10 protein-coding genes are annotated in these 13403 nt (G+C 64.0%); 6 read left to right on the top strand and 4 right to left on the bottom strand.

Annotation, left to right across the window (positions count from 1 at the left end; genetic code table 11):
- Positions 1-29: 29 nt before the first annotated feature.
- Complete coding sequence (gene murI, locus IVA75_RS01695; RefSeq protein ID WP_247287264.1) at positions 30-827, bottom strand: glutamate racemase; 798 nt, start codon at positions 825-827, stop codon at positions 30-32.
- A gap of 173 nt (positions 828-1000) precedes the next feature.
- On the opposite strand from murI, the gene IVA75_RS01700 reads away from it, so the two are divergent.
- On the top strand, positions 1001-1552 hold the full coding sequence (locus IVA75_RS01700) for a cytochrome b (protein WP_247287262.1): 552 nt from the start codon (positions 1001-1003) through the stop codon (positions 1550-1552).
- Between the two features lie 171 nt (positions 1553-1723).
- Positions 1724-2365 (top strand): glutathione S-transferase family protein, encoded by a 642-nt coding sequence (locus IVA75_RS01705; protein ID WP_247287261.1) that lies wholly within the window; start codon positions 1724-1726, stop codon positions 2363-2365.
- A gap of 18 nt (positions 2366-2383) precedes the next feature.
- Here IVA75_RS01705 and IVA75_RS01710 read toward each other — a convergent pair whose 3' ends face one another.
- Both IVA75_RS01710 and IVA75_RS01715 read right to left on the bottom strand, forming a co-directional pair.
- Positions 2384-3190 carry a cyclic nucleotide-binding domain-containing protein gene (locus IVA75_RS01710; protein WP_027567682.1) on the bottom strand — a complete coding sequence of 269 codons (807 nt, stop codon included), beginning with the start codon at positions 3188-3190 and terminating at the stop codon, positions 2384-2386.
- A gap of 278 nt (positions 3191-3468) precedes the next feature.
- On the bottom strand, positions 3469-4566 hold the full coding sequence (locus IVA75_RS01715; protein ID WP_247287260.1) for a preprotein translocase subunit SecD: 1098 nt from the start codon (positions 4564-4566) through the stop codon (positions 3469-3471).
- 261 nt (positions 4567-4827) lie between these two features.
- On the opposite strand from IVA75_RS01715, the gene IVA75_RS01720 reads away from it, so the two are divergent.
- From IVA75_RS01720 to IVA75_RS01735, 4 genes are all read left to right on the top strand, one after another.
- Positions 4828-6735 carry an acyl-CoA synthetase gene (locus IVA75_RS01720; protein ID WP_247287259.1) on the top strand — a complete coding sequence of 636 codons (1908 nt, stop codon included), beginning with the start codon at positions 4828-4830 and terminating at the stop codon, positions 6733-6735.
- A 165-nt stretch (positions 6736-6900) separates the two neighbouring features.
- Complete coding sequence (locus IVA75_RS01725; RefSeq protein WP_247287258.1) at positions 6901-8748, top strand: caspase family protein; 1848 nt, start codon at positions 6901-6903, stop codon at positions 8746-8748.
- A gap of 39 nt (positions 8749-8787) precedes the next feature.
- Positions 8788-10605, top strand: coding sequence for a caspase family protein (locus tag IVA75_RS01730; RefSeq protein ID WP_247287257.1), 1818 nt, complete (start codon positions 8788-8790; stop codon positions 10603-10605).
- 181 nt (positions 10606-10786) lie between these two features.
- Positions 10787-12112 (top strand): hypothetical protein, encoded by a 1326-nt coding sequence (locus IVA75_RS01735; RefSeq protein WP_247287256.1) that lies wholly within the window; start codon positions 10787-10789, stop codon positions 12110-12112.
- A gap of 106 nt (positions 12113-12218) precedes the next feature.
- Here the strand turns inward: IVA75_RS01735 and IVA75_RS01740 are convergent, their stop codons facing one another.
- Entirely contained in the window at positions 12219-13391 is a 1173-nt protein-coding gene (locus tag IVA75_RS01740; RefSeq protein ID WP_007612084.1) for a M20 aminoacylase family protein, read from the bottom strand.
- Positions 13392-13403 lie beyond the last annotated feature (12 nt).

Genomic DNA, 13403 nt, shown 5'->3' on the forward strand with positions numbered 1-13403 from the left:
GCCTAGCAGCGCGCCGTCGAGGCGCAAGGTCAGGCTGGAATGCGGCCGCCGAAGAACGGCGTCAGCTTGGCCGAAAGGCCATGGACGCGGTTCGAGGTGAAGATCATCTCGGCGCCGGACTGCGCGATGCCACTGGTCTGCGCGCCGAGCAGATCCGAGACGCGGCGGGCGATCGCGGGCGCCGGATCGATCCAGTCGACCGGCCAGGGCGCGAGCTTTTTCAGCCGGTCGAGCAGCAGTGGATAATGCGTGCAGGCGAGCACCACGGTGTCGGTGCGTGCGCCTGCGTCCTCGGCATCGCCGACGAAACACGGGGCGAACTCGGCGAGGATGGCGTCGTCGCTGACGGTAGAGCCGCTGAGCTCTGCTTCAGCCAGCGCAGCCAGCTCGGGCGAACCGACCAGTGTCACCTCGCAGCCTTGCGCGAAATCCCGGATCAGCGCCTTGGTGTATTCGCGCTTCACCGTGCCCTTGGTGCCGAGCACCGACACCCGGCGGCTCCTCGATTGCGCGCAGGCCGGCTTGATCGCCGGCACAGTGCCGACGAAGGGCAGGGAATAAGCGGCGCGCAGATGCGATAGGACCAAGGTGGACGCCGTGTTGCAGGCGATGACGACGAGGTCAGGATCATGCGTGCCGACCAATTCCCCCATCAGCGGCACCACGCGGGCTATGATCTCGTCCTCGCTGTGGTGGCCGTAGGGAAAGAAGGCGTCGTCCGCGACGTAGACGTAATGCGCGTCGGAGCGCGCGGCCACGACCTCACGCAGGACCGTGAGCCCGCCAAGGCCGGAATCGAACACCAGAATCGTCGGGGAATTGGTCACGTGATCACTCTAGCCGGACATGGTTACCATTCGGTTTTTGGGGCGGTTTTGCGGCAGGGGCGCTTAGGGCTAATTTGGAGCGATTCGATTTCGCGATTGCCGCATGGACCCAATATCAGCTGCCGGACTGCGGTGCGGATAGGGACAGGCCCGCAAAACTCCGGAGAGCCGACATGATCAGAAATACCAGTCACGGCTGGGGAAGCATTTCCCGATGGTTGCACTGGGTTCTGGCGCTGACCATCATCGGCATGATCGGCTTCGGGTGGTGGATGAACCACATCCCGGCGCGTCCCGACCGCTTCTTCTACCGCTCGATCCACGCCGATATCGGCTATGTGATCCTGCTGCTCACGGTGCTGCGCCTGGTCTGGCGCCTCGTTAACCCGACGCCCGCCATGCCGGCCGAGACCTCGCGGTGGCAGAAGGTCGCCGCCCATGTCAGCCACGGTGCGCTCTACCTCGCAGTCATCGTCGTCACCATGCTCGGCTGGGCGCATTCCGGTGCGCACGCACCTGATTATTCGGACTTCTTCGGCCTGTTTCACGTGCCGCAATTCACCGCCCCCGACCGCGCGGCGGCGGGCGCCTATGAAGACCGCCACATCCTCTTTGCCTATGTGCTGCTCGCCTTGATCGCGGTTCACGTGATCGCCGCGGTCTGGCACCATTTCATCCGCCGCGACCGCGTCGTGGCGCGGATGGTGACGGACGAGGCGGGGTAGGGCGGACATGGGAGGAAGCATCGCGCCCGCTGTCTCCGCATCGTCATTGCGAGCGCAGCGAAGCAATCCAGAATCTTTCCTTTGTGGCAGTCTGGATTGCTTCGCTGCGCTCGCAATGACGGAGTAAGGTGTCGGGTCACGAACTATCCAATTGCGATCGCAGGAGGCCTCATGCTCACCGTCCATCATCTCGGCAAGTCGCAGTCCGAGCGTATAGTCTGGGTGTGCGAGGAGCTGGCGATTCCCTACGAGCTGAAGCGCTATGCGCGCGATCCCGTCACCATGCTGGCTCCGGCCGAGTACAAGGCGCTGCATCCGATCGGGGCGGCGCCGGTGATCACCGACGGCGAACTCGTGCTCGCGGAATCCGGCGCGGTCGTCGACTACATCGTTGCAAAATATGGCAACGGCCGGCTCGTGCTCGGTCCCACTGATCCCGCCTTCGCGCAATTTCTGTATTGGCTTCATTTCGCCAATGGCACCCTGCAACCCGGCATGGGGCGGATGATGATCCTGAGCCGGCTCGATCTCGCCAAGGACAATCCGACCCTGCTCGCGATGAAGGGGCGTCTCGATCGGGCCTTCGATCTTCTCGACGCAAGGCTTCGCGAGGCCGAATACCTTGCGGGCAGCGCCTTCACGACCGCCGACATCATGACGGTATTCTCGCTCACCACCATGCGCTACTTCCAGCCCTATGACGTGTCGCGCTGCCCCAACGTGGTCAAATATCTCGGCCGCATCAGCGCGCGGGCGGGCTATCGGCGTGCGATGGAGAAGGGCGACCCGGGCATGGTGCTGCTCTTGGATTAGACGGCGGCGTGCAGGCTATCACGCGATCCTGTTCGTGGTGGCCGCGCGCTCCGACGCCAGCTGCTTCTGGAGGCGCTCGATGTTCTGCAGCAGGCGCTGGCTGGTCAGCACCAGGAAGTAGTAGCCGAACTGCGGATCCTGGAAGTAGATCTCGAGCAACCGGTCATAGGTAATCGTCAACACCTGCCCGTCTTCGATGCATTCAATCGTTCCGGTGCGCCGGTTGCCCGGCGTGAGGAAGCCGAGCTCGCCCATCAGCGCGCCCGGCATGATCTCGATATTGATCTCCTTGACCAGGAACTTGCCGGTGACCGTGAGGAGCATCTCCTTGGCTGGGTCGCCCAGTTTGAACAGCGTGTCGCCGCGGCGATATTTGCGTTCGGTCATGAACGGCTTGAGCCATTCGATCGACATGTCGCCTTCGGCCGCATGGCGCGCCTTCTTGACGAGCTTGAGCATCTGCCGCAGGCGCAAGGCGTTGATCGGGAGCAGCAGGAGATAGAGCAGGAAGGTCGAGACGTTGGCAGAGAGCGCACCGAAGACGGCGAAGAACGCGCAGCCGACCATGTTGGCAACGCGCAGCGGAACCATCGTCCGCATCAGGAGGGTGGCGACGAAGAAGCCGGCGCCGACCGCGGCAAACATATTGGCCAGCGTGATGTTCTGGACGAAGATCTCCAGCATCCGATTAAAGATCGAGTCATAGGTGACGTTGTTCGGATCGAGGCCCATCTGGACCAGGATCTTCGCGATCCTGAGGTTATCCGTCGCCGCCTCGAGAATGCGGTCGAGGATCGACGAAATGTCTGCGCTGCCGGACGGCATGGTACTATCCCCGCGTAAGGCCTTCAGTCACGGTCGGTCTTCTCGACACCTATAGCCGAAATCGAACGACGACCGCTTGAATGAAGCTTTCGGCCGCCGTGCCGCAAGAGGCAAATTTTAGCCTGATCGGGCGTTTCGGCAATTGCCTGTTTGGCGGTGCGTATGGCCGTGGCGCGCCCGCGATTCGGGGCCCACCGGGTCCGAGCCTCGGCGTGGTGGACCTCGGCGCCGGATAGGGCGGGGCGGGACCAGGCGTGGGCGTGGGGCGATCCCCGCTCTTAGGGTTTGGCGGCGGGCTGCACGACCTGCTGCTCGACCAGGCTGAGGTGCCCGGGCAGCGAACCGGCGCGCAGCAGCATGGCGACGCTGTTTGCTTCCTCCAGGGTGAAATTGCCGGAGATCTGGCCCGAGCCGCCGGTGATGGGCTCACGGATCACGGGGGCGGAGATCACCTTGCCGTCGAGCACGATGGCGAAGGGCTTTGCAATATTCTCTTCGGTGATGTGGGCAAAGCGCCGCGTGCCGCGGCCGTTGAAGCGGAACGAGGCAATCGGCTCTTTCGTGGCGCTTGCAAACCCCGGGCCCGCATAGCTGATGTCGTCGCCGTCGAGCACGCTGTCCTTGGCGACCAGATAAAGGCTCTTGTCCTTAAAGCCGGGCAGGACTTCCGTGCCGGCCGGCGGCGTGCCGGATTGCGCTTGGGCCGGCGGCATCGAGAGGTCGATCAGGCGGAAGCCGACCTTGACCCTTCGGGCGAACACCGCGGTGACGCGCTCGGGCTCCATCACACCGGGCAGGAAGATACGGATGCGCTCGGTCCCATCGGGCTGGACGCTGGCGAGCTGGACGCCGGCCTCCTTCAGACGCTGCTCGATCATGGCGATGGCATCTTCGACGAGTTCGTGCAGCCGCGCGGCGGATGCCGCATTGGTCGGGGCAAGCCTGACCATTCCGTCGCCGCCGTCGGTCACGGCGAGTGCATGCGACGGCAATCCCTCCGCGGCTGACGCGAGCTTGCGCGCAAGCTGCTCGCGGCCCTTGGCGTCCGCGATCTTCAACTCGACGCCGCCGTCGCGGATCGCAAGGCCGGAGAAGGCGATCTTGCCGTCGCGCAGGTTCTTGTAGACGTCGTCGCGCAAATCCGTGACGACGCTCTCGCGCAGGCCATCGGTGTCCACCTTGTAGATGATGCGGGACCCGCCGAGCTTCTCCATCTTGTCGCTGATGAAGACCGATATCTTGGCGCGCATCTTGTCGATCTGGCCGTCCTCGGCGTGTGCGGCGCGGGGCAGGGCGAGCACCGATGTCATGATCCCTGCTGTCACGGCGAGCGCGATGAACAGTCGGGTAGCGCAATCCCGCGGGAGCGTAGTCATGATCACCTCAAGTCTTGCGCCAGGGCGCTGGCAAGGACACCGGCATGTGAGTCCAATGCCAGTTCTTGGTCCCCGGATCTGGCGCGCAGGTTCAAAAGCCTCTCACCAGAGTCCCGATTACGGCGGCCGTTAGGTCATGGACGAACGCCAAATCATCCATCATTCTGCCCGTGCTCGACCGGCCATCGGTCGAGGTCTCGCCAACCCAAAAAGTCAAAAGACAGGGCGCGGGGACATGCATCTGAGGGAGGACGGAATTCCATGGCGGGCATCCACGCGCTCGATCGCTTCATCGGCAACGACTATCCGGACCTGGCAACGGACGCAGAGGTTCGAGCCTTCGAGCAGGTCCCTTACGCCGATCGCGTCGCGGCCGAGAGCACTTACGATGCCATAAGGCTGGGTGCGGCCCGTAACCCCGACGGACCGGCGCTGCAGTTCCTGCAAAATGCCGATGCCGCCGACACGCCGGTCGTGGTGACGTACCGCGACTTCATCGCGCGCGTCACGCAGGCCGCCAACATGTTTCACGCGCTTGGCGTGGAGAAGGGCGACGTCGTCAGCTTCATGCTGCCGCTGGTGCCGGACGCCTTCGTAACGCTGTTCGGAGCGGAGGCCGCCGGCATCGCCAATCCCGTCAATCCCCTGCTGGAGCCGCACCAGATCGCGGAAATTCTGGAGGCCGCGAACACGAAAGTCCTGGTGGCGCTCGGGCCGATGCCGGGCACCGACATCTGGCAGAAAGTCGAGCAGATCAGGCCGCAACTCAAGCACCTCAAGGCGATCGTGCAGGTGTTCGGTGCTGGCGATCCAGCGAGGGGAATCCTTGCGTTCAACGACCTGATCAGGCAGCAGCCTTCGGACCGCCTTATCAGCGGGCGCGAGATTCTGGGCAGCGACATCGCCGCCTATTTCCACACCGGCGGCACCACCGGCACGCCAAAGCTGGTGCGGCACACGCATGCCAACCAAGTGTATCAAGCCTGGGCGCTCAATCTGCTGCTGAAGTCGAAGCCGGGCGCCAACATGCTGTTCGGCATGCCGCTGTTTCACGTCGGGGGCTCGTTGACGCAGGTGCTGACGACACTGTCGGCCGGCGGTTCGCTGGTCGTGCTGTCGCCGAGCGGATGGCGCAATCCGAATGCGGTGAAGAACATCTGGCAACTGGTCGAGCGCTTCAAGCCCGAAGCGCTGTCGAGCGTGCCGACGGTGCTCGCCGCAACGCTCGCGGTGCCGCCTGGCAATGCCGACATCTCCAGCCTGAAATATGCAGCCGGTGGCGGCTCCGCGATCCCGGTCGCGGTGGGGTCTGCGATCCAGGACAAGCTCAAGCTGCCTGTCGTCGAGGTCTACGGTATGACCGAGACCTCGAGCGTTCACACGCTGGCCTATCCGTCGCGCCCGATCCGACTCGGTTCGGTCGGCCTTCCCATGCCTTACGCGCGGGTCCGCATTGTCCAGCTCGATGCTGACGGCAAGCTGATCCGCGACTGCGCGCCGGACGAGATCGGCGTCGTCATCATGGCCGGGCCCGGCGTGTTCGGCGGCTATCTCAACGACGAGCACAACAAGGGTGCTTTCGTCGACGAGGTCTGGGTCAATTCCGGCGATCTTGGCCGGCTCGATGCTGACGGTTATCTCTGGATCACCGGCCGCGCCAAGGATCTCGTGATCCGCGGCGGCCACAACATCGATCCGGCACCGATCGAGGAGATCATGTTCCGTCATCCCGCCGTCGGCTTTGCCGCGGTGGTCGGCCAACCCGACGCCTATGCCGGCGAACTGCCGGTGGGATATGTGCAGCTGAAGCAGGGCGCGACCGTCGAGCCGGGGGAGCTGGAGACGTGGGTGCGCGAGCGTACTCCGGAGCGCGCGGCTGTCCCGGTGCAGGTCATCCCGATCGATCCGATGCCGGTGACCGGCGTCGGCAAAGTGTTCAAGCCGCAGCTGCGCTGGGACGCAGCCCAGCGCGTGTTCACGAAGGTGCTGACACCCCTCACTGAGCGCGGCATCGACTGCAAGGTCAGGGTCGGCGCTCACGGCAGCCACGGCTCGATCGCCACCGTGACGCTGGCGGGCCTGCCGGCGGATCAGCGCGAAGCGGTTGCGCGCGAGGTGCACGCACTGCTTGCACCGTTCGTGATGCGCCACGAGGTGGTGCAGATGTAACGGACCCAACGGACGGCTTCGGTGTCAGCTCGAAAGCAGGGCGACGCTTCGCCGCATTAGCTATACCCCCGATAGAGCCCCTATGTGACAAGTATCACATAGGAAGAATTGGCAATCGGCGATGCTACCGAATAGTCTCATGGAATTGCATCCGGGGGGACGCAAGTGATTCCGTTTCGGATATTTGCTTTGTTGATTTTGGCCATTGGCCTCGCCTGCGGACCGGCCCATGCGGACCGGCGGGTTGCGCTTGTCATTGGCAATTCCGCCTACAAGAGTGCGCCCAAGCTCGGCAATCCCGTCAACGATGCCACTCTGGTCGGCGGCATGTTCAAGAAGGCCGGCTTTGATTCCGTCGACGTCAGGTTGGATCTCAGCGCGAGCGAGATGCGGCGCATGTTGCGTGAGTTCGCCGGCAGGACCCGCGATGCCGACATGGCGGTGATCTATTACGCCGGCCACGGCATCGAGCTGGAAGGCACAAACTATCTCATTCCGATCGACGCGACGCTGGAGACGGATGGCGACGTGCTCGACGAAACCATCCCGGTCGAGCGCGCGCTGTTCGCAGTCGAGCCGGCCAAGCAGCTGCGCCTGATCATCCTGGATGCCTGCCGCGACAATCCGTTTTCCAAGACCATGAAGCGGACGCTGGCCTCGCGCGCGATCGGACGCGGGCTTGCCAAGGTCGAGCCGACCAGCCCAAACACCATGATCGCTTTCGCCGCGAAGGCCGGCTCGACCGCGTCCGACGGTGACTCCAGGAACAGCCCGTTCGCCGTCGCTTTGGTCGAGCACTTGCCCAAGCCGGGCCTCGATTTGCGCAAGGCCTTCGGCTTCGTGCGCGACGACGTGCTCAAGAGCACTGGCTACAAGCAGGAGCCCTATGTCTATGGCTCGCTCGGCGGCGACGATGTGCCGCTGGTCGCGACCAAGCCGGCAGCGACCGGGCCGCAGGCCAACCCGCAGGATTCTATTCGCAGGGATTACGAGCTCGCGCTGCAGCTGGCCACGCGCGATGGTTGGGAAGCCTTCCTGGCGCAATATCCCGAAGGTTTCTATGCCAATCTGGCCAAGGGCCAGATGAACAAGATCGCCGCTGAAGAGACGCGCGCCTCGGCCGAGCAAAAAGCGAACGCGGCCGAGCAGCAGAAGGCAAGGCTTATTGCCGAACGCGCCCAGAAGGCCGAGCAGGACAAGGCGGCCGCGGCGGCCAAAGCCGCCGAAGAGGCCCGTGTCGCAGCGGAGAAGCAGAAGCAGATCGAGCAGGCGAGGACGGATGCGGCCGAGCAGCAGCGCAAGCTGGCCGAAGCTGCCGCGGCGAAAGCACAGGCCGAGAAGCAGGCGGCGGAGAAGGCCAAGGCCGAGCTTGCCGCCAAGCAGACCGCCGAGAAGGCGGAGCAGGTGGCAAAGCCGACGGTCGATCGGCAGATGCCTGAGGTCGAGCAAAAAGTTGCGGCCCTTTCACCGGCGCCGGCATCCACATTGTCGGCGGCTGATCTGACAAAATCCGTGCAGAGTGAATTGCGCCGCGTCGGCTGCCTGTCCGCCACCGCCGACGGCGATTGGAGCGCAGCATCGCAGCGTTCGCTGGCCCTGTTCAACAAATATGCCGGCACCCAATTCGACGCCAAGCTCGCAAGCGTCGACGTACTCGATGCCCTGAAAGCGAAGCCCGGACGGGTCTGCCCGCTCATTTGCAATTTCGGCTCCAAGGCGGACGGCGATCAATGCGTGAAGATCACCTGCCGCGCCGGCTATCGCGTCGGTGACGACAACGACTGCGAGAAGGTCCCAGAGAAGAAGCCGGTGGCGACGCGCGAGGATTCGAAGAAGCGTGACCAGGATCGCAAGGACACAGAGTCGACGCCATCGAAGCCGCAAGCATCTGGCCAGATATTTTGCAATTCCGCTGGCTGCCGTCCTGTCGGCAAGGGATGCAGAATAGAACGGGCCAGTACTTCTGATGCGAGCTCAGTGATGTCTGGCCGAACGAAAGAAGTCTGCAATTAGGGTATCATCGGAATGGCCGCATAGGCCTGGGCGTTTTTCATGATTGTTCGAAGCCTATTGATTTTGATATTCGGCCTTTGGTTCGGGTGCGGCGCTGCCCTCGCTGACAAGCGCGTTGCGCTCGTGATCGGCAATTCCGCCTACAAGAACGCGCCGCGGCTCGCGAACCCGGTGAACGACGCCGGGCTGGTCGGCAGCATGTTCAGGAATGCGGGCTTCGATACGGTCGAGATCAGGCTGGACCTCAACGCCAGCGAAATGCGGCGATCCCTACGCGAGTTCGCGGCCAGGACGCGCGATGCCGACATAGCCGTGATCTACTATGCGGGCCACGGTATCGAGCTGGACGGCAGCAACTATCTCGTTCCGACCGACGCCATGCTGGAAACCGACGGCGATGTCCTCGATGAGACGATCGCACTCGATCGGGCGCTGTATGCGGTCGAACCGGCCAAACAACTTCGTCTTGTCATCCTCGATGCGTGCCGCGACAACCCATTCGCCAAGACGATGAAGCGCACCCTGGCCTCGCGCGCGATTGGTGGCGGGCTTGCCAAGGTCGAGCCGACCAGTCCGAACACGATGATCGCCTTTGCGGCCAAGGCGGGATCGACGGCGTCGGATGGCGACTCGCGGAACAGCCCGTTCGCGGTCGCGTTGACCGATCATCTGCCGAAGCCCGGGCTCGACCTGCGCAAGGCGTTCGGGTTTGTCCGTGACGACGTCTTGAAGAAGACCGGCAACAAGCAGGAGCCGTATGTCTATGGCTCCCTGGGCGGTAGCGACGTGCCGCTGGTGCCGGCAAGGCCCGCCGCAGCCGGTCCGCAGGCAAATCCGCAGGACAGTGTGCGCAAGGACTACGAGCTTGCCCTCCAGGCCGGCCTGCGCGAGGCCTGGGAAGCATTCCTCCAGACCTATCCGGACGGCTTTTACGCCAATCTCGCCCGCGTGCAGTTGAAGAAGATTGCCGCCGAGGAGGATCGCACGGTGGCGACGGAGAAGGCACGTCTGGCCGAACAGGAAAAGGCGAGGCTCGCAAGCGAACGAGCCCAGAAGGCCGAGCAGGAGAAAGCGGCCGCCGCGGCGAAAGCGGCGGAAGAGGCGAGGATCGCGGCCGAGAAGGCCAAGCAGATCGAGCAGGCCAAGGCGGAGGCGGCCGAACGAGATCGCAAGGCGGCGGAAGCTGCCGCGGCCAAGTCGCTCGCGGAGAAGCGGGCGCTCGAGAAGGCGGCGACCGATGCCGCAGCGAAGCAGGCGGCGGACAAGCAGGCGGCTGATGCCGAAAGCAGGAAGGTCGCCGCGCTGTCGCCGCCGCCAAGCTCCCCGCCGTCCGGCGATCTCACGAAATCTGTTCAGAGCGAGCTACGCCGCGTCGGCTGCCTTTCGGCCGCCGCTGACGGTGACTGGAACGCCGCAACGCAGCGCTCACTGTCACTGTTCAACAAATATGCCGGCACTCAATTCGACGCGAAGCTTGCCAGCATCGACGCGCTCGATGCGCTGAAGGCGAAGCCGGGACGGGTCTGCCCGCTGGTGTGTAATTTCGGCTTCAAGGCCGACGGCGATCAATGCGTGAAGATCACCTGCCGGGCCGGCTATCGTGTCGGCGACGACAATGAATGCGAGAAGGTGCCGGAGCAGAGGCCGGTGGCGACGCGCGAGGATTCGAGGAGGCGGGATACGGATCGGAAGGCGACCGAATCTTCTCCGTCCAAGCCCGAGGCAAGCGGACAGATATTCTGCAGTTCGGCGGGCTGTCGCCCGGTGCCGAAAGGCTGTCGGCTCGTCAACGGGCTTATCCCCGGGAGGGCCGCCTCAAACGCGGCCGCCGGTGGGTCCTACGAGGTGTGCAATTGAGAGCCGCGCGAAGTTGATGCGGTGGAGTGCGCAATCCGGCGTCAACGAACGCGATCCTACGCCGCCGGCATCCGTTCGCGATGCTGCATGAGGTGGTGCGCTGTAGGTGAGGGCGGACGACACGAGACTTGCATGCCTCGCCGCTAGCGAGCATCATCCTCCAAAAAACAGGGGGAAACAGATGCCACAACTCTCGCGCCGCAGTCACCTTCAGCAATTGTCGGCCGTGCTCGGATCCGCCGCGCTGCCTGGGTGGTCGAGGTCCGCAGGGGCTTTGGAGGCAGACATTCCGCCGGAAGGCATCGGCAAGGGCATCAAGCACATCTCCTATAGCGACATCGGCGGACGGCCCGACAGCGTGCAGGTGATGTTTAACCGCCAGCACGTTTATGTCGGACACATGTTCAGCGACGGCGTGACGATCCTGGACGCATCCGATCCGCGTGCGCTAAAGCCGGTCAATTTCTTCACCGCAGGACAATACACCCGCACCCATCATTTACAGGTGGCGGAAGACCTGCTGCTGCTTGCCAACGGCGCCAATATCGTCGCGATGCAGTCCTACGACAACATGCGCGGCTATTTCGAGAACACGCTGGTCGACAGCATCACCAAGGCCAAGAAATTCCGCTGCGGTCTCTCGATCCACGACATATCGAAACCGAACGAGATGCGCGAGATCGCGTTCCTCGAAATGCCCGGCTTCGGCATCAACCGGCTGTGGTGGCCGGGCGGACGCTATGCCTACGTGTCAGCGCATCTCGACGGGTTCACCGACCACATCCTTTGCGTGGTTGATCTCAAGACCATCACAAAGCCGGAGATCGTCGCGAAATGGTGGCTGCCGGGCATGAACCGCGCGGCCGGCGAGCCGGCGACGCCAAAGGGCAAGCGCTTTGCGCTCCATCACATGATCACGGCGGGTGATCGCGGCTACGCTGCCTGGCGCGATGGCGGCTTCACCATTCACGACATCAGCGATGCCGTGAATCCAAAGCTGCTGTCCCACATCAATTGGTCGCCGCCCTTCGCCGGCGGCACGCATACGCCGCTGCCGCTGCCCAAGCGACAGCTTGCGATCGTCGCGGACGAAGCCAATGCGGATCAGTGCGCCAAAGGCCTGTTCCATACATTCGTCCTCGACGTGCGCGCGCCTGGAAACCCGGTGCCGATCGCGACCCTGCCGACCCCGCGCGACCGCGACTTCTGCACGAACGGCACCTTCGGGCCGCATAATCTGCACGAGAACCGCCCGGGCTCGTTCCAGAGCGAGGAGACAATCTTCGCGACCTACAACAATGCCGGCGTCAGGGTGTTCGACATCAGGGACGCCTTCGTACCGAAGGAGATCGCGTATTGGGTGCCGCCGACACCGAAAAAGCTCATCGACCCCCGCCCGAACGTCGCGCTCGCGGCCAAGACCTGCGACGCCTATGTCCGGCCGGACGGGCTGATGTTCGTCTCCGACTGGAACGCCGGCATGCACGTGCTGCAGTATCAGGGATGAGCGGTGTTGTAGGGTAGGCAAAGGCGCGAAGCGCCGTGCCCCCCATTCGCAGCGGAGAAGGCTGTGGTGGGCACGCTTTCGCTTTGCCCACCCTACGAGACCTGCGCTAACCCGCCGGCATCCGCGTTTCGACGAGTCGCGCCCAATAGGACGCGCCGTGGCCCAAGATGTTGTCGTTGAAGACGTAGGCCGGGTGGTGGCACTCGTTGCCGTCGCCCATGCCGACCAAGATCATCGCGCCGGGGCGCGCTTCAAGCATGAAGGAAAAATCTTCGGCGCCCATCATCGGAATGAACTTGTCGTTGACGCGCTCGGCGCCGACGATGTCGCGGGCGACGTCGGCGGCAAGGCCAGCCTCGCGCGCATGGTTCATCGTCACCGGATACATGCGCGTGTATTTGGTTTCCGCCGAACCGCCATAGGCGCGCGCGACGCTGTCGGCGACTTCGCCGATGCGGCGCTCGACGAGATCGCGTACTTCAGGGTCGAGCGTGCGCACGGTGCCGCCGAGCTCGGCGATCTCTGGGATGATGTTGAAGGCCGTACCGGAGTGGAACTGCGTGATCGAGATGACGGCGGACTTCAGCGGATCGACGTTGCGCGCGACGATCGATTGCAGCGCGTTGACGATCTGCGCGCCGATCAGCACGCTATCGATCGACTTGTGCGGACCCGCGCCGGCATGGCCGCCCTTGCCGTGGACGGTGATCTGGATGTTGTCTGAGGAGGCGAGCATCGCACCCGGCGTGGTCGCGAAATGTCCTTCGGGCAGGCCCGGCATGTTGTGCATGCCATAGACCTCCTGGATGTTCCAGCGCGTCATCAGCCCGTCCTCGACCATCGCCTTGCCGCCGCCGCCGCCTTCTTCCGCGGGCTGGAAGATCACGACCGCGGTGCCATCGAAGTTGCGGGTCTCGGCGAGATATTTGGCAGCGCCGAGCAACATGGCGGTGTGACCGTCATGGCCGCAGGCGTGCATCTTGCCGGGGACCTTGGAGGCGTAGGCGACGCCCGACGTCTCCATGATCGGCAGCGCGTCCATGTCGGCGCGCAGGCCAATGGTCTTGCCGGAGGCGGATTTGCGGCCGCGGATTACACCGACGACGCCGGTGCGGCCGATCCCCGTCACCACCTCGTCGCAGCCGAACTCGCGCAAGCGGTCGGCGACGATGCCGGCGGTGCGGTGGACGTCATATTGCAGCTCCGGGTTCTCGTGGAAGTCATGGCGCCAGGCGGCCATTTCGTCGGAGAGGGCGGCAACGCGGTTGACGATGGGCATGAGGAAGGTCCG

The organism is Bradyrhizobium sp. 134 (assembly GCF_023074155.1).
Taxonomy (GTDB): Bacteria; Pseudomonadota; Alphaproteobacteria; order Rhizobiales; family Xanthobacteraceae; genus Bradyrhizobium.

Excerpts from the sequence above, each read along its gene's own strand:
- IVA75_RS01715 (WP_247287260.1), bottom strand. The coding sequence starts at position 4,566 with ATGACTACGCTCCCGCGGGATTGCGCTACCCGACTGTTCATCGCGCTC.
- IVA75_RS01730 (WP_247287257.1), top strand. The coding sequence starts at position 8,788 with ATGATTGTTCGAAGCCTATTGATTTTGATATTCGGCCTTTGGTTCGGG.
- IVA75_RS01700 (WP_247287262.1), top strand. The coding sequence starts at position 1,001 with ATGATCAGAAATACCAGTCACGGCTGGGGAAGCATTTCCCGATGGTTG.
- IVA75_RS01705 (WP_247287261.1), top strand. The coding sequence starts at position 1,724 with ATGCTCACCGTCCATCATCTCGGCAAGTCGCAGTCCGAGCGTATAGTC.
- IVA75_RS01710 (WP_027567682.1), bottom strand. The coding sequence starts at position 3,190 with ATGCCGTCCGGCAGCGCAGACATTTCGTCGATCCTCGACCGCATTCTC.
- IVA75_RS01735 (WP_247287256.1), top strand. The coding sequence starts at position 10,787 with ATGCCACAACTCTCGCGCCGCAGTCACCTTCAGCAATTGTCGGCCGTG.
- IVA75_RS01740 (WP_007612084.1), bottom strand. The coding sequence starts at position 13,391 with ATGCCCATCGTCAACCGCGTTGCCGCCCTCTCCGACGAAATGGCCGCC.
- IVA75_RS01720 (WP_247287259.1), top strand. The coding sequence starts at position 4,828 with ATGGCGGGCATCCACGCGCTCGATCGCTTCATCGGCAACGACTATCCG.